Annotated in this window: 15 protein-coding genes; 9 read left to right on the forward strand and 6 right to left on the reverse strand. The window is 54.0% G+C overall.

Features of this window, described 5'->3' with window-relative positions:
* The first annotated feature begins 70 nt into the window (after positions 1-70).
* Positions 71-1693 carry a gamma-glutamyltransferase gene (gene ggt, locus K3T82_RS02835; RefSeq protein ID WP_220191981.1) on the forward strand — a complete coding sequence of 541 codons (1623 nt, stop codon included), beginning with the start codon at positions 71-73 and terminating at the stop codon, positions 1691-1693.
* 21 nt (positions 1694-1714) lie between these two features.
* On the opposite strand, the gene K3T82_RS02840 is transcribed toward ggt, so the two are convergent.
* The gene (locus K3T82_RS02840; protein WP_220191982.1) at positions 1715-2764 is read right to left on the reverse strand and encodes an ATP-binding protein; all 1050 of its coding nucleotides are present in this window, start codon (positions 2762-2764) and stop codon (positions 1715-1717) included.
* 54 nt (positions 2765-2818) lie between these two features.
* Positions 2819-3487 (reverse strand): response regulator, encoded by a 669-nt coding sequence (locus K3T82_RS02845; protein WP_236030973.1) that lies wholly within the window; start codon positions 3485-3487, stop codon positions 2819-2821.
* Between the two features lie 288 nt (positions 3488-3775).
* Between K3T82_RS02845 and K3T82_RS02850 the strand changes: the two genes are divergently transcribed.
* Together K3T82_RS02850 and K3T82_RS02855 are read left to right on the forward strand one after the other, a co-directional pair.
* Entirely contained in the window at positions 3776-5710 is a 1935-nt protein-coding gene (locus tag K3T82_RS02850) for an APC family permease (protein WP_220191983.1), read from the forward strand.
* Between the two features lie 57 nt (positions 5711-5767).
* Positions 5768-6280, forward strand: a complete 513-nt coding sequence (locus tag K3T82_RS02855; protein ID WP_220191984.1) for a hypothetical protein — start codon at positions 5768-5770, stop codon at positions 6278-6280.
* Positions 6281-6305: 25 nt separating this feature from the next.
* On the opposite strand, the gene K3T82_RS02860 is transcribed toward K3T82_RS02855, so the two are convergent.
* Positions 6306-7745 carry a helix-turn-helix domain-containing protein gene (locus K3T82_RS02860; RefSeq protein WP_220191985.1) on the reverse strand — a complete coding sequence of 480 codons (1440 nt, stop codon included), beginning with the start codon at positions 7743-7745 and terminating at the stop codon, positions 6306-6308.
* Positions 7746-8246: 501 nt separating this feature from the next.
* Between K3T82_RS02860 and K3T82_RS02865 the strand changes: the two genes are divergently transcribed.
* The gene (locus K3T82_RS02865) at positions 8247-9908 is read left to right on the forward strand and encodes a cellulase family glycosylhydrolase (protein ID WP_420799287.1); all 1662 of its coding nucleotides are present in this window, start codon (positions 8247-8249) and stop codon (positions 9906-9908) included.
* Positions 9909-9986: 78 nt separating this feature from the next.
* Here K3T82_RS02865 and K3T82_RS02870 read toward each other — a convergent pair whose 3' ends face one another.
* Positions 9987-10982, reverse strand: coding sequence for a helix-turn-helix transcriptional regulator (locus K3T82_RS02870; protein WP_220191987.1), 996 nt, complete (start codon positions 10980-10982; stop codon positions 9987-9989).
* A gap of 548 nt (positions 10983-11530) precedes the next feature.
* Here K3T82_RS02870 and K3T82_RS02875 point away from each other — a divergent pair.
* The 3 genes from K3T82_RS02875 (at position 11531) to K3T82_RS02885 (ending at position 16571) form a co-directional block, all read left to right on the forward strand.
* Entirely contained in the window at positions 11531-11902 is a 372-nt protein-coding gene (locus K3T82_RS02875; RefSeq protein ID WP_220191988.1) for a hypothetical protein, read from the forward strand.
* Between the two features lie 362 nt (positions 11903-12264).
* Positions 12265-15288: an excinuclease ABC subunit UvrA gene (uvrA, locus tag K3T82_RS02880; protein WP_220191989.1), complete on the forward strand. Its 3024-nt coding sequence runs from the start codon at positions 12265-12267 to the stop codon at positions 15286-15288.
* A 218-nt stretch (positions 15289-15506) separates the two neighbouring features.
* Complete coding sequence (locus K3T82_RS02885; RefSeq protein ID WP_220191990.1) at positions 15507-16571, forward strand: zinc-dependent alcohol dehydrogenase; 1065 nt, start codon at positions 15507-15509, stop codon at positions 16569-16571.
* Here the strand turns inward: K3T82_RS02885 and K3T82_RS02890 are convergent.
* Both K3T82_RS02890 and K3T82_RS02895 read right to left on the reverse strand, forming a co-directional pair.
* Complete coding sequence (locus tag K3T82_RS02890) at positions 16480-17127, reverse strand: TetR/AcrR family transcriptional regulator (protein ID WP_220191991.1); 648 nt, start codon at positions 17125-17127, stop codon at positions 16480-16482. The two genes, K3T82_RS02885 and K3T82_RS02890, sit on opposite strands and share 92 nt — an antisense overlap.
* Positions 17128-17305: 178 nt before the next feature.
* Positions 17306-17950 (reverse strand): ThuA domain-containing protein, encoded by a 645-nt coding sequence (locus K3T82_RS02895; RefSeq protein ID WP_220191992.1) that lies wholly within the window; start codon positions 17948-17950, stop codon positions 17306-17308.
* A 282-nt stretch (positions 17951-18232) separates the two neighbouring features.
* On the opposite strand from K3T82_RS02895, the gene K3T82_RS02900 reads away from it, so the two are divergent.
* Together K3T82_RS02900 and K3T82_RS02905 are read left to right on the forward strand one after the other, a co-directional pair.
* The gene (locus K3T82_RS02900; protein ID WP_220191993.1) at positions 18233-19267 is read left to right on the forward strand and encodes a Gfo/Idh/MocA family protein; all 1035 of its coding nucleotides are present in this window, start codon (positions 18233-18235) and stop codon (positions 19265-19267) included.
* A gap of 58 nt (positions 19268-19325) precedes the next feature.
* Positions 19326-20171 (forward strand): helix-turn-helix domain-containing protein, encoded by an 846-nt coding sequence (locus tag K3T82_RS02905; protein WP_220191994.1) that lies wholly within the window; start codon positions 19326-19328, stop codon positions 20169-20171.
* Positions 20172-20180 lie beyond the last annotated feature (9 nt).

Here is a 20180-nt window from a genome sequence, read left to right on the forward strand (position 1 = left end):
TGCCAGGCAGTGTAATATATAAGATAGGCAACCTTTGTTGAGAGAGACATTCTAGATCAGGGAGGATCACATGGCCTATTCAAGACTGGAAAACGTATTTCCTCAACATCGACCCGTTACGATGGCTCGCCGAGGCGTGGTCGCGGCACCGCACTATCTCGCCGCCGAGGCGGGCCTGGACATCCTCAAAGCGGGTGGCAATGCTATTGACGCGGCCATAGGGGCTAGCGCCATGCTCCAGGTAGTATACCCTTTTGTCTGTGGCCTGGGTGGCGACGTATTCATGCTAATTTATGACGCGCGAAGTGGGCAACTTCATGGTTTAAACGGGAGCGGACGCTCAGCGGCGACAGCCAGTATTGAGCGCTATCGCGAACTTGGCTTTACAAGCATGCCCCAACGCGGCGTCCACTCGGTAACGGTTCCCGGCTGCGCCAGTGGCTGGAACGAAGCCGCACAGCGCTTTGGTCGCCTGGGATTGGCTCGCGCCCTTGAACCCGCGATCTCTTACGCCGAGGAGGGCTTTGCCCTGGGGCCTGATTTGCGCTCAGCCCTGGACCGCGCCAGTGCCAGTGGTGAATATCATCGCTCCTGGCATACACACTTTCTTCCAGATGGAAGTGTTCCATCTCTGGGCTCAATCATTCGTTATCCAACGCTTGCTAAAACCTTACGCACAATCGCGCGCGAAGGAGTGGGGACTTTCTACCAGGGAGAGATCGCCGAACAGATAGCGGCCTTCTTCGCGCAAGAAGGTGGACTTATCACACGCGAAGACCTTGCCGCCCATCGCAGTGATTGGGTCACCCCGCTCAGTGTTCCTTTCGGAGACCTCACTATTTACGAGCTACCACCCAACACCCAGGGAATTACCGCTCTCCAGATGCTAGGTATGCTGAACCACCTGCAAACAGGTGACTCACCACTCTCGCCTACGACGATCCACCACGCGGTGGAAGTCAAGAAACTGGCCTTCGCAGACCGCGCAGCCTATCTCACCGATCCTGAGCATATGCGTGTGCATCCAACCAGTCTCATAGCCCCGGACTATCTCGCGGAAAGGGCGGCCCTGGTCGATCCACAACACGCGCAGGCGTCGCAAGCTCCTGGCAGCTTTACAGGCGACACCATTTATCTCTGCGCGGCAGACAGAGAGGGGAATGTGGTCTCGCTCATCCAGAGCAACTATATGGGCTTTGGTAGCGGCGTAGTGGTCGATGATACAGGCATCGTGCTCCAAAATCGAGGGGCCTACTTCTCGCTCGATAGCACTGCCGCGAATGCCCTGGCTCCTCGCAAGCGCACGCTACACACGCTCATCCCATCCATGGCGACACGCGACGGTCGCCCGGTCATAGTCTTTGGAACAATGGGGGGCGATGGGCAGGCCCAGACCCATCTCCAGGTCTATACAGCCATCGAACGCTATGGCCTCAACATTCAGCAAGCACTTGAGATGCCGCGCTGGATTCACGGAGCCACCTATGGAGGGGCGGAAGAGACATTGCTTATGGAAGGACGAGTGCCCACACAAACGCTACAGGCGCTCCGCGAGATGGGACACATTGTAGAGGAGGGAGACCCATGGCTCACCACTATGGGCTATGCCCAGGGCATTATCATCGATCCCGTTACAGGCGTCATGCAAGGTGGGTCCGACCCACGCGCCGAGGGCATCGCGGCTGGCTGGTAACTACGCGACCTTGATGACCCATTACGCGGAAACCAATGGGAGCCGAACCTGCACGCGAGTGCCCTGGTTCGGCTCACTATTAAGCGTGAGCTCTCCTCCCACCTTCTTCGCCCGCTCCTGCATGGAGCAGATACCTAGATGACCAGGGAACTTCTGGGTTGCATCAAAGCCGCGACCATCATCCTCTATCAGGAGACGAATCTCCTGATCCTCTCGCGCAAGGTGAAGTGTCACGCAATGGGCTCGTGCGTGCTTGACGATATTATGCAAGGCTTCCTGAGCAATACGATAGAGCGTGTACTTGATCTCCAACGAGAGATCAGGCTCTTCATCGAGGTGAGCCTCAACCGAGAGCCGATAGCGCGTGCGCATAACCGCGATTTGCTTACTCAGCGCCGCGACCACGCCTTCCGCCTCCAGCGACTCAGGACGCAATTCAAAGATCAGGGCGCGCATCTCAGCCAATCCAGCTTCTGTGAGAGAAATAACATAGTCCAGCGAAGCCGTCGCCTGCTCTGGATCATCGACCAGGGCTTCCTGAGCTGTGTGCGCCCCCAAACTAATACCATAAAGCGCCTGAGAAACTGAATCGTGTAACTCGCGCGCCAGGCGTTGGCGCTCCTGAAGCGATGCCAATTCTTGAGCCTGCTCGTAGAGGCGGCGTAGCTCACGCTCGCGGCTATGAGCCTGCTCAGCTCGCATACGCAGGGCGGCAGCAAGCTGGCTTGTAATAACCGAGGCTATCAGAAAAACGACCAGCGTGAGCACATCTTCCGTCTTGAACACAGCCAGCGTAAAAACCGGAGGAACAAAAAAGAAGTCAAAGGCAAACACTGAGAGCAATGACATCAGGCAGGAAGCGTAGAGACCGCGTGTGCTTGCCAGCGCCAGAGCAATGAGCAGATAGAGCAGAGAGATAGTAGGAGTATGTGAATAGAGCCGCGCCAGGGCAATGACAGCCGAAATAAGGGCCGTCCCACCGAGAGCGAGAAGGCTATCAATCACTCTCCGGCTCCATTGGGGTTTGATGTGTCCATCTCGCACAGCAATGCGCTCAACGTATTTCACCATGGTCCTCTTTTCCTGCCACAGACGGCTACACTCAGACGAAAGAACGGCAGACACTCACTGAGGACGCGCCTTCTTCTCAGGCTGATTCTTCGTATCCAGCACCACAAGCCCAAGATGAAGAGCGCACAGAACGGCCTGAGTACGGCTTTGTACATGCAACTTCGCCAAGATATGCCGCACATGCACTTTGACAGTATCTTCTACAATCTGGAGGTGGTTCGCGATCTCTTTATTAGCCTTGCCCTGAGCTAAGAGGCATAAAACGTCCTTCTCACGCTCCGTCAAGGACTCGGCGGGCGGCAGAGCTTGCACCTGGCGAACCAGGGAAGCCGAGACTTTCGGCGAGAGATGCACCTGACCTGATGCTGCCTCCTTGATAACCTTACGCAATTCCTGCGCCTGGGTATCTTTGAGCAGGTACCCGATGGCACCCGCCTTTATGGCATCAACGACGGTCGCACCCTCTAAGACACTTGTAAGAGCAATGATTTCTGTCTCTGGCAAAGCGCGGCGCAAGGCAGCCGTCGCGGCGATGCCATCCATAACCGGCATCAAAACGTCCATCAATACCACATCGGGACGCATCTCCATTGCCTGACGAACCGCCTCTTCGCCATCTTCAGCCTCTCCAACAATCGCGATCTCCGGGTCTCGGCTCAGGAACATCCTCAGCCCCTCACGTACAACACTATGATCATCGGCGATCAACACCCGAATCACCATGAGCTTTCTCCTCTTAGGCGAGCCACCCTACTCCTTTAGGAGTAGACCGAAGTTACTCGCATGGACAATGTATTCCGCCATTCAGGCTCCTATACTCACCCTTGTAGATAGGGCGCTTGAGGCGAGCGCGTACAGGTTTCTTTCCAAGTGTATCATAGACGCCCGACAGCGTGCCATTCATTGACCTGAGGCGTTGTTAGCCGCCAAATCTATAACGCGTAGCAGTATAAATAAAGCACGCCTTGCGTCCTATCTCGTATTCGCCGCTGAATCGAAGAAGGGAACGTTATGACGCAGCATTCACACGCACATGATGACGCCCACGGCAAAGCGTCATTGGGACCATTATTATGCTGGGCAGTAGTCTTCGCGGATATTGGTTCCTCCATTTACTACGTGCCTGGTATTCTATATAGCAATGTAGGCGGTCTGGCAGGCTTCTTTGTGCTCCTAACTATGATCATTTTCGTGCTTTTGACCTTGAAGTATGCCGAAGTGAGCTCGCGCTTCCCTGAAGGAGGAGGTGTCGTCTCCGTCGCCGCGCAGGGTATTCACACCTGGGTTGGAGCCCTGGGAGGCATGTTCATCCTTGTCAGCTACTTCCTTACTTCCGCGATTAGCTGTTTATCAGCCATCCAATACCTGTCTGTCGTCTTTCCCTCTCTGCTTCCCTATGCCTTATTCATTACGATAGGGGTTCTGGTGCTGCTCGGCATCCTTAACTGGATTGGCATAAGCGAAAGTGCCAAAGTGAGCCTCATAGCGGCCCTGGTGGCCTTCGGTGGCGATCTCGTTGTTCTCTTCATCGTCTTCACCCACATCTCCTTCCAGGATGCCTGGCAACTTTTCATGGGCGCCTTTCAGCAAAAAGGCCTTACCACAACCTCACTCCTGGTTGGTTTCGCGGGAGCCTTTCTTGCCTTCTCCGGTCTGGAGAGCATCTCTCAGCTCTCGCCAGTTATGAAAGCGCCTCGCAAGAAGGTTATCAGTATCGCGCTCTTGCTGGTTGTGCTCACCATTGGCATCACCAGCCCGCTCCTGACGACCCTTTCAACCTTACTTCAACCAGAGGCAGCCGGAAACGAAGTGCTCTCCACGCAATTGATCTCACTCCTGGGTGGACATTGGGGTAGCACGATTGTACAGCAAGGGGTCGCGATCAGCGCGAGCTTGATCCTGATCTTCGCTGGCAATACTGCCATTATTGGAGCCTATCACGTCTTCCTCGCACTCTCGCGGATGGACTTCCTACCCGCCATCATTCTTCAGCGCAACCGCCTGCGCAACACACCACATTTTTCAATCGCGCTAGCAGCGGGTATTCCCATCCTGGTCTTGCTCATCGCCAATGGGCAAATCAATATGCTGGGCGATATGTATGCCTTTGGGCTCCTGGGAGCCTTCTCAATCACCTGCCTGGGACTCGACATCATTCGCTTCCGCGAATGGCGAGCCGCGCGCCAGCATCCCGAATTCGCGCGGAAGCATAAACTGCTAAAGCTAGCAGCGACGATGAAAATCACTCCACAGGAGGCAGAGGCAAAGCTGGCAGCAGAGGTCGCCAAAACGCCTGCTGCATTACGAAAGGTACGCGTCTTTCTGGCACACTGGTGGAAGCGCCTGGATTTTGTTTTAGGTGTAATCACGACACTGCTGGTGCTTCTGGCATGGACTATTGGACTCTTCTCCAAACCACTAGGCACCATCTTCGGAGGCGCGGTTGTGCTCTTAGGCGGCGGCATAGCCATTATCAACTACATGCGCCAGGGGAGTACCCTGGTTTTACCAACCCCATTGATTGCTCGCGCGCCTGGGTCTGTAATCGCGGTGCTTGGCAATGAGGCACACAATCAGCAAGTAATTGATAGCGCCTTACGCAAGGCCTCTTCGGCCCAGCCAGTCGTCTTCCTCTACCTAAGCAGCCAAACACTCAAGAGAAGCCCACGCCCCTTTGAAATCTTCGATCCCTACCTCGAAGATCCGAAAGCCAAAGAGGCATTCAGTCAAGCCGAGAAGTCAGCGCGCCGCGAAGGAGTACCACGGCAATTCGTCTACCAGTTAGCGACTCCCGAAAAGCTAGCGCATATCTGGCGCTTTATACGCCCTCTGGAGATTGTGCTACCAGAATCCCTCATGGATGAAGCAAAGGAAATTAATCCCGACCGCTTACGCTATGAATTAACGCCGGGTGGCAAGGTCGCCCACCTTATCAAGCGCTGGTAATCCGCTGAGATAGCAAGATGGAGGTCATGACGGCCTCCATCTCACAGAAAGGTACACATGGCAAAACAGTATATCCTTCTTCCATTCGTACATGGAATAGATGCGACTGCCATCTCTTCCGCGCTGGCCTTCGCTCAAGAAAGGGATATGACACTGTTACTCGCCTCGCTCATTCGCCTTCCCAACAAAGAGTCGCAGAGGGAGCCTCGACCCGAAGCCCTGGCACAGGCATACGACTTCTTCGAGCTTATACAACACAAGGCGGCACAGATCGGGGTAGCAACCAAATGCGTGCATCACTCAACACATCATGTCGCGCGAAGCATTGAAGCTCTGGCTCAGGAATGGGCATGCGCGGGTATTATGCTCTTTATACGCAATGGCAAAGGAATCTTTCTGGAAACAAGTGACATCAAACAAGTGCTTGAAGTTCCTGGCCGACCTGTCTTTCTATTTCGTATCCCCTCGCGTAGGAGCGTTTACACACGCATGCTGACAACACTCCTACACTCGATCCAGAGTTATATCCTGTCCTTCCTCCCAACAAGTCCCTATACACACAAGCAGTGAGACATAGAGCGGGTCTGGAAGCCCGTTAGGGATGATAGCTTACGAGCTTGGCCTGAGCGATAAATGTTGAGACAGTTCGGTCGCGTGGAAAGGTTTCGCTCAACACGCCCTGATATTCAAGGAAGCGCTCGGAAAGCATTCTAGAGGAGAGCAGATGCACCTCTGAGGCAGCCTTTTGCGCCATCTCCAGGCTGGCTTCCTTTTCGCGCTTCCTGGCGTAGGCTTCAGCAAGCGGAAGCAACGTCAGAACCCGACGCGAATGCCAGCGCGTCGGGATGTGCCGCAGAGCCTGCTCAAAATGGGTGATGGCTTCGTTGTAACGTCCATTCATCAAGGCACAGTTGCCAGCGATCAAATGCCAGTTTGAGTGGTCAAATTCTTCATTAGGCGAAAGACCCTCAAGAAGTCGCCGCGATTCCTCCAATTTCTCACGTACAATGGCATAATCCTGAAGGAGAGCCGCGTTATAGGCCCAATTTGCCAGCAGGTGAGCCTTCGAGCACATATACTCCTCACCTTCCTCATGCTCGATCAAGCGAATAGCATCCTCAATAAATTGAGTCGCCTGGATATATCGCCCGGAAACATTGGCGGCAATGGCCTGCCAGTTACGGCTCTGGGCCTGATTCCAGCAATCATGGCCCTCAGTCGCAGCCACATACGCACTCGCGTGCATCTGTTCCTGTGCCTCGATATCATTCATATGGTGAAGGGCTGAACCAATCAGATTATAGATAGAGGCATAAAAGCACGCGTGTACCTGGGCAGGCAAAAGGGTATGAATATGCTCTAAAAGGACACGGAGCGCATGCCCAACCGAAAATACCTGCTCCGGGCTGGTCGCATGTGAAAATTGCCATGCCTGCCTGATGCTCTGGGCAAAGGATTGCTGCAACTGAACACTTTCCGTAACGCTCATACGCCATCTAGCATGGATAGGAGATGCTCCCCCCTGCCGCAAGAGGTTTAAGCGCATGCTTTCAGGCAAGCCCTGAAGGCTCTGGGACACAATATGGAGGGCTTCAAATAAGGTATCGGGAGTCCAGTGTTCTTTAATGGTTGAGGCAAGCTGACTGGCCCCCAGGACCAGCCAGAGGCCCGTTTGCTCCTGTAATGGTGCATGCCGTGATGGAGAAGGGATCGCGGTACTGGCTTCTTCCAGAGAGGTATATTTCCGCAACAATGACGGCGCTGAAGAGAGTGGAGCATCATCTAAAACTTCTTGAGAGGAGGGTGCGGCAGGATGCTTTCTTTCTGACTCGACAGTTCCGGCGAGTCCCAGTTCCTGAGAGGTTATGCCAAAGTACGCGCAGAGGCGTCGGCGTGACTCAGCATTAATCGAGTGACCATGTTCCGCGCGCCAGATAGTGGCGGCTCCTACGTTTGTCTCGCGCGCCAACTGTTCAATGGTTAAATTGTAGCGAGTACGAGCAGCACGTAGGGGATGGGTAGGTGCCTTCTTCATCTCGTCCCCCTTGACTTGCGGTGAGCAAATGCCTTTTATAGCACAGAGAAGAAAAGTAGCGTCACTCTTCACAGTAAGCTATTTGCTTTTGACTGTCAAGTTATAAGTTTCTCATAAAATAATTACTTTACATCTTACTCCGCTAAAGCTAAATACAGCCCCTGCCTATAATGAAAGAGAATAATGAATAGAGTACCGTTCGCGCTTTTATTCAGTTTTTAATCACCAGGAAGTTCAAATTGACTACAAAGCCCTTACAAAGGTATACCAGGAGAGAAGGCAATTTCGCGCTTCAGTACAAGGAGGTAAGATCCAACACGAAAACCAGGGCTCAGGCGGAGTTCCTCTGTGTAGTTCCAAAGTGCCACTGATGCGGCATGCGTGGTTTTCGCGGAAGGATAAGCTATGAAAGCGAGGATATCTATGACTGGACAGATCCTAAAACGTAGATTTCCATGGCGACAGGGACGTTTCACGCTCCTTGGTGTTGTTCTTTTAGTGATGATGTCTGTGTTAGCGATGCAATTTAACACTCACCAGGTGGAAGCCGCCGGAACCGGCTACTGGCATACCAATGGAACCCAGATACTAGACGCCAATAACCAGCAAGTACGAATCGCTGGTATCAACTGGTTTGGCCTTGAGACCGCCAACTATGCCCCACATGGCCTCTGGACCCGCAACTACAAGGATATGCTCGATCAGACGAAAAGCCTGGGCTATAATACCCTGCGCCTCCCCTACGCAAATCAACTCTTTGACACGGGGAGCACACCCAACGGCATCGACTATAGCAAAAATCCCGATCTACAAGGATTAAGTGGCCTCCAAGTCATGGATAAGATCATCGGCTATGCCAGTCAGATTGGCCTACGCGTCATTCTGGATCGACATCGCCCCGATTCAGGTGGGCAATCGGCCCTCTGGTACACCTCAGCCTATCCCGAATCACGTTGGATCTCCGACTGGCAGATGCTGGCCCAGCGCTATAAAGGGAACGCAATGGTCATCGGAGCAGATCTGCACAACGAGCCTCACGCGCCCGCCTGCTGGGGCTGTGGCGACCAGAGCGTTGACTGGCGTCTGGCAGCCGAGCGCGCTGGAAACGCGATCCTCTCTGTGAACCCAAACTGGCTTATCTTCGTAGAGGGCGTTGATTGCTATGGTCCCGGTGGACAGGCCAGTGGTGACTGCTATTGGTGGGGGGGGAACCTTGAAGGAGCGGCCCAGTACCCTGTTCGCTTGAATGTCGCGAACCGCCTCGTATACTCCGCGCATGACTATCCAGCCAGCGTCTACCCGCAATCCTGGTTCAGCGCCTCCAACTACCCCAATAACCTGCCGGGCGTCTGGGACACACATTGGGGCTATCTCGTCAAGCAGAACATCGCCCCTGTCTGGTTGGGTGAATTTGGCACCAAACTGGCAACCACTTCCGACCAGCAATGGCTCTCGACACTGACGAACTACCTTGGGAAGGGCGCGAACGGTATTCACTGGACTTTCTGGTGCCTCAATCCCAACTCAGGGGATACAGGTGGTATTCTGAATGACGACTGGACAACGGTCAACCAGACCAAACAGGCCTATCTGACACCCATTGAGTTCGCGCTTGACGCAGGCAGTAGCACACCCACTCCCACCCCAACAACCGGCACAACTCCGACAGCGACGACTACAAGCACACCTACCCCTCCCGCTGGTTCGGCCTCGGTACAGGTGAACTACGCCAATAAAGACGCCTCACCAACCGATAACGCGATCAGGCCATACTTGCAGGTCGTAAATACGGGACAGAATTCCATCAACTTGAGTGATATCACGCTCCGCTACTGGTTCACCAACGATGGCAGCGTGGGACAATCCTACTGGTGCGATTACGCGCAGATCAACTGCGCCAACATCAATGGTAGATTCGTCGCCGTCTCCCCCACACGCTCACAGGCAGACTATTACCTGGAAGTGAACTTCAAGACTGGCGCGGGCACGCTGGCACCGGGTGCCAATACAGGCGAAATCCAGAACCGCTTTAGTAAGAATGATTGGTCCAACTTCAACGAGGCCAACGACTACTCCTACAACCAGACCATGACCAACTATGGTGCCTGGACGAAGGTGACGGCCTACTATCAGGGTAAGCTCATCTGGGGGGCTGAGCCCTAGAAGAGGATAGCCCCCTCTCCTCTTAAGAATGCCCCTTGCCCTCAGCGGAGAGCGAGGGGTATCTTTTACAGGTAGACACTACTCAACGGTGCTCGCCGCTTCGGGGAGCGCTGGCGCTTGATCTGTGTAAAAGGCAAGCACGCGCTGGGCCTGATCGATGATCTCCTGGCGCAGTTCGAGAGGCTCTAGAATCTCTATACCGGGTTCAACGCTCAGGATGTAGCCGCGAGCCTCTTCAAAGAGCTCAAAGCGGAGTATCAATTCGATGCGCCCCTCCGCGTCCACTTCGCCCTGCGACTCAATCTTCGGCGGGCGACCAATGCTGGCAAGCCATTGTAGCATGGCCTCTGTCATGCGAACCCTTACCCAATAGCGGGGCAGATTGGCCTTGAAACTGGCTGATGACTGATGCCAATAACTAGCCAAGTCAAAGTCGCTCGGGCGCGCACATGGCTCTTCAAGTTGCTCTACAGCTTCGATACGGGAGACACGATAGGTTCGCAACTGATCCTCGACACCCGCTACCAGATACCAGATCGTGCCCTTGGCAACTAGCCCTAGCGGATCAACGATACGCTCGACAACACCGTCATGGCGCTGATAGCTAATTCGTAGCTTCTTCTCCTGCCAGACCGCCGCCTGGACCGTAGCCAGATGGGGAATACTCTCCTGATTCGCATGCCAGCCCGCCGTATCGATATAAATACGTTGCCGCGCGTACTCGGCATCGCGGCGATGCGCCTCTGGGAGCGCCGCCAAGAGCTTAATCAAGGCTCCCTCTGAAGCTTTCCGCAGTCCCAGATCATTAAGCAAACGATCTGGTTTGACGAAGAAGAGCGACTGAATCTCCGCCTCATTCAACCCTGTCAGATTCGTGCGATACTCTTCAAGCAGCCCCCAACCGCCCCCATATCCTCGCTCGGCCACGACTGGAATACCCGTCATTCCCAGGGCCTCCATATCGCGATGAATGGTACGCTCCGACACCTCCAAGCGTTGGGCTAACTCACGAGAAGTCAGGCGGTGATGAACCTGCAACAACAGCAAAATAGAGAGCAAGCGATCAGCACGCATAGCTGGTGTCCCCTCCTTCTTCAGCTTCAATATTCTATCTGCTCTCTATTGTAACAGAGGAATATGACAAGCCTTGTCATATTCCTCAAATAAGAAACATCTCCCCAAGATATAGAGCGCTCGCGATCTTGTCCCCAAAAGAGCCTTTTTTATTCTCTGCTTGGCTGGTACACTCTGAGAGATTTCAACTTTTTGCTTGTTTTTTTCGACAAAACCAGCATTGGTATAGTGCGCCATGTCCACAAGATGAGCTCCTATGTGTCAATGTGTAGCTCCGATCCTTGAAAGATTGTTGCAGTCTTGCTGAGACGCATAGTCGCAGCATGCCTTCTGAGGCAAAAGCACAAGGGGTCGCAGTGTAGAGGGCGCCGTTCTCCACTCACCCTAACAACGAGGCTTCTTGTTCCGCGTCCCGCGCATGTGGGAAGAGAACGAGATTACATACCGTTCCGACAAAAGAAAGGAGATTGCCAGGGCCAATCTTGCAGTAGTACAAGACTTATTGGTAAAGCAAGATTTAATGCTCGAATAACGAGAGAAGGTTTGTGATGCCTGACCAGCCGAATAACACGCCTGAGCAGCTCTACGCGCGCACCATCGATGCGATCAAGGCGCAGCGGCCGAACGCGTGCAAGCACCTGCGTTACCTTCTGGCAGCGGTCGAAGAGGGGCGCAAGAAGATCACCCACGACGCCAAGCCAGCGGATCTCCAGTCGAACCTGGAGGAGCTGGAGGCGAACCTTGACCGGCTCATCACCGCTCTGAAGGAGGAGCGTTGGCTTCGAGGCATCTGGTCATCTCTCTTCATGTGGCCGGAGAGCTACGCGAAGATGGATCTGACCCGCACCAGGCTGTACTGGTACATCCTGTCCGTGCGCGAGGCGCAGAAGGGGGCGAAGAGCCGCCTGCCGAACAACTGACAGACATCACAACTGAATGAAGGTGAGGAGGAGCCCGGTATCAAAAACCGGACTCCTCCTCGCCGCTTTTTTGGGGCCAAGCGCCTTTGCCCCTCCAATCTCCTAATTTGGGAACGCGGTTACAGCACAACATTCCTCAGATACATGTCACAAGATGTCAGGAATATCGGGGTATACTTTGTGAGCGCTGTGATTCACCGAACAACACCCATACGTTACCACTCGTACACCATCATTTCTTATCTATCTCACAAGAAACAAGATACATTGGAAGTCCGTATGCCTTCATGCCATTTTTATAATCCATCACACTTCCGTAGCCAGCATACTTTTGCATAAGACCATAGGAGGTTATTGATTCCATGCCCCAGGTTGAATCTATCCATGCATCTAAAGAACAAGCCGAACCAATACAGCAACCACTTCATCCCCATATCGAACTTCTGGCAGGACTAACACATAATGGAGCCGTTAAGAAGCGGAGCACAAACCGGGATGAGGAGCCGCAAAAGGTCCAGGTCGAGCCGGACCAGATCTTTATCAGTGGCGCACATCAGCATAATCTCAAGCATATCGACGTAGCGATTCCACGCAACAAGCTGGTCGTGTTGACCGGCGTCAGTGGCAGTGGGAAGTCCTCACTCGCCTTTGATACCATCTATGCCGAAGGACAGCGCCGCTACGTTGAAAGCCTCTCGCCATTTGTGCGTCATTACCTGGATAAAGTTGAGAAGCCCAAGGTCGATTTCATATATGGTCTCAGCCCGGCAGTCGCCATTGAACAGAAGACGGTTAGCAAAAATCCTCGCTCCAATGTGGGAACCATTACCGAGGTCATCAACTACCTGCGCCTGCTCTACTCACGTATCGGCGTCAGGCATTGCGTCACATGCGGGACAGAGATTCATACCCATAGCGCCAATGAGATCGCGCGCCGTCTCGCTTCACTTCCGCCCGGTACGCCGTTTCATCTCCTTGCGCCCCTGACACGCCAGTCCTCAGAAACATATAACGCGCTCATTCAGCAGTCCATACAAGAAGGCTACATCAACGCGCGGGTCGATGGTAGAGCAGAGATAGCGCTTGCCAAGCTTCATCTGGAAGAGGACAGGGAGCATAGCATCGATCTGTCAATCGCGCATGATACGGTGCCAGCGATCAGGGATGAGGCATGGAACGAGAGCCAGCGCGCCACACTCAAGCGAGCGATGAAACTGGGTGGAGGAACAGTAATTGTTAGTCTTGATCAAGGTCAGGAGGTGGTTCTGAGCGAGCAAGCACGCTGCGCACTCTGTGGGACAAGCTTCCCAGATCTTATATCGGTGAACTTCAGCCCCAACTCACCTTTTGGCATGTGCCAGACATGCAATGGGCTGGGGACACAACTCAAGGTTGATCCTGAGCGGCTCATCGAAGATCCTGACCTCTCGCTTATGGATGGTACACTCCGCTGGTTCGGCAATGTACGCAAGAAAGGCGTAAACTATTCAACCAGCGTGCTCTTCGCGCTGGCTCAACATTATCACATCGACCTGGAGACACCGTGGCGAGAGCTGTCACAGCACTTCCGCGATGTCCTGCTTTACGGCTCAGGAGACGAGCAGATTGAGTTCAATCTCTCATTCTCACAATCCAACGGAAACGGAAACTGGACCCATAATCGCGTCGAGACCTACGCGGGCGTCATCGCGGAGATCAACCGGCGCTTCCACCAGACCAGTTCAGAGGGCATGAAGGCATGGTACACCAGCCTTATGAGCCAGCAGCGATGCCCTACCTGTCAGGGAACACGCCTCTCACCAGAGGTCAACGCGGTCACCCTGGCGGGGCATAATATCAGCGAGATAGGCGAGATGACCATCGACCGCTTACTCTCATGGCTAGATGAACTTTATGAGACACTCGACGATGAGGCATTACTCATCGCCAGCGAGATCCTGAAGGAGACCCGGCAACGCCTCCAATTCATGCTCAATGTCGGGCTACACTACCTGACCCTTAACCGTCCCGCGCCCACCCTGTCGGGAGGAGAGGGACAGCGCATTCGTCTGGCAAGCCAGTTAAGCTGCGGTCTGGTTGGCGTCCTTTATGTACTGGATGAGCCTTCCATTGGCCTGCATGCCCGTGACCAGCGCACTTTGATCGATACCTTACTCCAACTGCGCGATATGGGGAACACAGTTCTGGTTGTCGAGCACGACGAGGAGACCATGCGCACCGCCGACTGGCTTATTGATATCGGGCCGGGGGCTGGTATCCTTGGCGGTCAGGTAGTTGCTGCTAACACACCAGAAAAGATCGCAGAGGATGAAGCCTCGATTACAGGTCGGTACCTTAGCGGCAAACTACGTATTACCTCGCCCAAGGGCACTCAAAGACGCTCGCCCACACGCGGCTGGCTCGCCATCACCAACACCGCTCTGCACAACCTCAAGCATGTTGATGCGCGCTTCCCACTTGGCCTGCTCACCTGTATTACAGGCGTAAGTGGCAGCGGCAAGAGCAGCCTGGTTAACGGCACCCTCTATCCGGCACTGACCCAGGTCATTCATAAGACACAGGAGCCAGCGGGACCATTCGAGAGCCTTATAGTGGTAGAGAAACTAAACAAAGTCATCAATATCACACAGGAGCCAATTGGGCGTACGCCCCGCTCCAATCCCGCGACCTATGTAGGCATCTTTGACGACATTCGCGCCCTCTTCGCGGGAACTGAGGCAGCGCGCGAACATGGCTACAAGGCGGATCGCTTCAGCTTTAACGTCGAGGGTGGGCGCTGTGAAAGTTGCAAAGGGCATGGACAATATGTGGTTGAGATGCATTTCCTGGCGGATGTCTGGGTTCCCTGCAAAGAGTGCGCGGGCAAGCGCTTTAATGGAGAGACGCTAGCGATTCGCTACCGGGAAAGGAACATCGCCGACGTGCTCGACATGGATGTACAGGAGGCGCTGGCCTTCTTCGCCGACACGCCCAAAATCGCCCGCGTGCTCCAGACATTACACGATGTGGGCCTGGATTATATTAAACTAGGGCAGAGCGCTACAACCTTTAGCGGCGGTGAAGCCCAGCGCATCAAGCTCGCGAAGGAGTTGAGTCGGCTCGCGACGGGTCGCACCCTCTACATTCTAGACGAGCCAACTACGGGCCTGCACTTCGCCGATGTCCAACGCCTGCTCGATGTTCTTCATCGTCTCGTCGAGTTCGGTAACACGGTCATCGTCATCGAGCACAATATGGACATCATACGCAACGCGGATTGGCTCATCGATATGGGACCTGAAGGTGGAGACAAGGGCGGCTATATCATAGCCGAAGGCACGCCAGAACAGGTCGCGCTCATAAGAGAAAGTCACACAGGACGCTTCCTTGGTGAGATAAACCTATAACTCGCGGATTGGTTGAGTGGTAAGCCTAAACGCAGGAGACAGGGGATAGTGGTGGAATTGTTTGTTATTGGCAATTTCGCCACTATCTCACATATGAGTGCTGAAAAGTTCCGGCGCTGAAGCATTCACCTTCCATCGATCTCCACAATGTGCTACAACATAGCTTAGGAAAGAAGAGTGTAGAGAAAGTTGAGTTATAAAGAGCTATGTTAGCGGCAATGTTTTATGGGCCAGGCGATCTTCGCATGGAAGAGCAACCCAGACCTAAACCAGGCCCAGGCGAGGTACTCGTGCAGGTAGCGGCTGCAACCACCTGCGGCACAGATGTGAAAACCTTTCGGCGTGGTCACCCTCTGCTCTTTCGCCAAGTACCTGCCGGATTTGGACATGAAGTCTCGGGAGTTGTTGCAGAGATTGGGGCCGGCATCACCACAGTACGCGAAGGGGATGCCGTCGCCATCGCCAATTCCGCCCCCTGCTACCAGTGCTTCTACTGCCGCCGTGGGCGCTATAGCCTCTGCGAAGACCTGCTGCTACTCAATGGAGCATACGCTGAATATATCCTAGTTCCCGAACGCATCGTCCAACATAACCTGCATCGTCTCGCTCCCAGCACCTCATTTATAGCGGCGGCGCTCGCGGAGCCCCTGGCATGCGCACTGCATGGTGTAGAAGCCAGCGAAATACAGGCAGGTAATACCGTCGTCATCCTTGGCTCAGGACCGCTTGGACTCTTACTAACAGCCGCAGCAGCCTTACGCGGCGCTCGCGTAATCCTCACCGGGCGCGGTGAAGAGCGCCTGAATCTGGGAAGGCATTTCGGAGCAACCCTGGTCCTCGACGTCACACAGATGACGCCCCTGGAACAATACGAAGCGATCCGCCAGCAGACAGAAGAGCAGCGAGGGGCGGATGTCGCCATAGAAGCCATCGGAACACCCGAAACCTGGCAACTGGCGGCACAGCTAACGCGGCCCGGCGGACTGGTGAATCTCTTTGGAGGCTGCGCTTCAGGAACCCAGGTCCAATTCGAGACACGCCCCATCCACTACAGCGAACTGACCATTAAAGGCGTCTTTCACCATACCCCCACCTACTACGCTCAAGCTCTACACCTGATTACCGAGCGCAAAATAGATGTGGAAGCCCTTATTAGCCAGCGCCTGCCCCTGGCGTCCGCACTGGACGCCATTAATCTCCTAACGCAGAAGAAGGGGGTAAAGTACGCGCTACTTCCTCCTGCGTATGCGCACCTTCTGGATGCAGGAGCAGCCCCTGACTAATCATCTGGTAGTAGATCTCAATGACCTGTTGCACACTCAAACGCCCGCCAGAGCGAAACCAGGAAGATACCTGAGTGCACATCGCGATGATAGCGTATGTAGTCACCTTTGTATCGCTCTGGCGGAAGATGCCACGCTCCATCCCATCATATAGAAGCCCCTGGAGGAGATTATCATACTCATCGCGTAAGGCAATAATACGCGCACGCGGTTCTTCTTCCAGGGAGCGCAACTCAGTATCAATAATGAAGAACTCGGCCTTATAGGTGGTATGCAGGCGGATATGATTGGCAATGGACTCACGTAAACGCTCGCGTGGGTCATCGTACTTCCGCAAGATGGACTCTAACTGGCTATTCAGGCGCTTCATATGCGTTTCCATAATTTCAACCAGAAGCGACTGCTTATTGGGGTAATGATGATAAATACTCGCGGCCTGGATGCCCGCCAGACGCGCGATATCACGCAGGGGAGCGGCATGATAGCCATACTCGGCAAATAGCTGGACCGCAGCTTCGAGGATATTTTCGCGCATGGAGCGCCCTTCTGCTGGCATACGTTGTACCTCTCTCATTCCGTGGTTTCGCCATGATTGTATCAAATGCGGACGTATTGGGTAAGGGGTATACATGTAGTTTTCAAGTATCTACTTGAAAACTACATGTATACCCCTTCTTCCTGATTTTCCGTAAAGCGTCTCAAAGCGAACCAGGCCCTTGCGATTCTCTTAGAGCCTAACGGCTGGCCCAGAGCATCCCACGCTGCATAATCGTGAGCGCTTCGGGAACGCTAAAGTCGCTGACAACATGACCAAGAGAAGAATAGAAGACACGACCCAAACCCCAGCGCTTCTTCCAGACCACAGGTACCACGCTCCCATCAATCCAGGGCGCGTGCTCACCATTGAAGGTTGTCGTCGCCAGCACCTCATTCATCGGATCAACATGCATATAGTACTGCTCAGAGTGCATACGGAAGTCCTGTAGCCCGGCAGTGATAGGATCATCGTGCTTGACGATGTTGACAGTATAATCGATGATATTGCCAGGATGAGCGACCCACTGGCCCCCTACCATAAACTGATATTCAGTGTTGTTACGGAACGAGTCTGCCATGCAACCGTGCCAGCCAGCGAGGCCCGCGCCATGCTGGACGGCATCGAGAAGTCCCTTCTCCTGCTCTTTAGTAATCGTTCCCATGGTCCAGATAGGTACAATGAGATCCTGGCGTTGCATCTTTGCTTCATCAAGATAAATATCCAGCGTGCTCGCGACCTCAACCTCGTAGCCCTGCTCACGCAGGAAGGGAGCGAAGAGCGCGGCCCCTTTCTCTGGCTCATGACCTTCCCAGCCACCCCAGACAAGAAGTGCTGATTTCATCGATACATCCTTTCTCAGCTCTGTCAAAGTTGTGTCCCGACGTCATTAGAACGGTGACACTGATATTATGCACAGCGAGAGGCTGGGCAAGCAACCCAGCGATAAGCTATACTTATTCCTGGAAGGTCGGAAAACCAGCCCCATACGGGGCACGGCGCCGCTCTCGCGGCTAGTGCGGACTCCTATTGATCTTCTGAGCGCACAGCGCTAGCTGCCACCCAGGCAGCGTTGAGGGTCGTTTCAAGAAGAAAACACTCAGATTTCCGTATAAGGAGGCAGCATATGCAAAAGGAAGAAACACTGCGCGTCGTGCTCGTAGGGTGCGGCAGCATGAGCGGCACCTGGATCGAGACAGTACAGGGGTTGCCAGGCGTAGAGATTGTGGGCCTTGTCGATATTCGTGTAGAGGCGGCGCAGAGTAGAGCCCAGGTGCATCACCTCACAGACGTTGTTATCAGCTCACAACTCACAGACGTCCTGGAACAGATCCACCCTGATGTTGTATTTAATTGCACCATACCCGAAGCCCACTACGAGACGACGCTAGAGGCACTAGAAGCTGGATGCCATGTGCTCAGTGAGAAGCCTATGGCGGACTCACTAGAAAGCGCGCGCAAACTCATTAGCGCGGCCCAACGAGCCAACAGGCGCTTCGCCGTCATGCAAAATCGCCGCTATGACGCTAACATCCGCCGCGCCAAAGCATATCTTGCCACAGGCGAGCTAGGATCTCTCACAACGGTCAACAGTGACTTCTACATCGGCGCGCATTTTGGAGGCTTCCGCGATGAGATGCATCATGTGCTCTTACTGGACATGGCGATCCACACCTTTGATGCCGCGCGCTTCCTGACCGGAGCCAACCCAGTTTCCGTCTACTGCCAGGAATGGAATCCCGCCGATTCGTGGTATACGCACGGAGCCTCGGCGGTCGCAATCTTTGAGATGACAGGTGGCCTGATCTATACCTATCGTGGGAGTTGGTGCGCGGAGGGCTTACCGACAACCTGGGAGAGCGATTGGCGTCTCATCGCGCCACAAGGAAGCATGAAATGGGATGGAGGCACCTCTCTTCAGGTACAGCAGGTCAGCGAGAGCGGCAAATTCCTCTCAAGCTTCCGCGACATCGACGTACCTTCCTCGGCTCCAGATACGAAAACGCAGGGGCATGCCAGCGCCATTGAGGATTTCATCTCCTGCCTACGGGAAGATCGTGAACCCGAAACCGCCGGGACCGATAACATCAAGAGCCTGGCAATGGTCTTTGCAGCCATTGAGAGCGCGGAGACGGGTAAGCGGGTAGAGATTTCCTGGTAGGTAAAAAAGAATCTCCGTACTGCTTGTTCCTTTACTCATTGCTGTTAAGGAGAAGTATATGGCATTTCCAGGCTATATTTTGCATGAAAAAGCGCGTGAGTATTATTGGGAAGGGCAGGCGGAACTCTCTATTAAAACGTTCTCGTCTGGGCGTGCGCTCTACACGCTCGGACGGGGCTTCTATGCCGTTGATGACACTTCTTATTTTATCGTCAATCACGGGCAGCCCTATACTATCGCGATTGAGGCAGAGACGCCAGTCGAATCATTTTGCCTCTTCTTTCGAGCAGGCTTCGCAGAGGAAGTCTATCGGAGCCTTGTCACCTCCACAGGATTTTTGCTCGACGAGCCGGAGAAGCCACGCACAGAATTACTGAACTTCTCTGAGCGCACATACGCGCATGATCAACTGCTTTCCTCACTGCTCTCCCGCTTGCGCACTATGCAATCCAACCTATACTATGAGGCGGCACCACTCGATGAGCTAGCTTGTGAGATCATAACCAGCGTGCTTCAGGTGCGCCGAAATATCTTTAAGGAGATCGAAGCCCTACCACCTCTACGCTCTGTAACGCGTCGAGAACTCTACCATCGCCTCTATAGAGCCAGAGAATATATGCTTGCCTTCTTCGACCAACCATTGACACTTGATGAGATAGCTCACGTCGCGACACTCTCGCCAACCCACTTTCTACGCGCCTTCAAGCAGATATTCCACACCACACCGCATCAATATCTCATCAACATCCGCCTGGAACGTGCGCAACGGCTGCTATCGCAGACCAATATGCCCATTACCGAGATTTGCTTCGCGCTAGGCTTTGAAAGCCTGGGCTCTTTTAGCTGGCTCTTTCGGCGGCGCATAGGTTGCTCTCCAAAAAGCTATCGCTTCTCCAAAAGGTGATTTTGGAGA

Origin of the sequence: Ktedonospora formicarum, assembly GCF_016587355.1 — a bacterium.
Lineage (GTDB): Bacteria > Chloroflexota > Ktedonobacteria > Ktedonobacterales > Ktedonobacteraceae > Ktedonobacter > Ktedonobacter formicarum.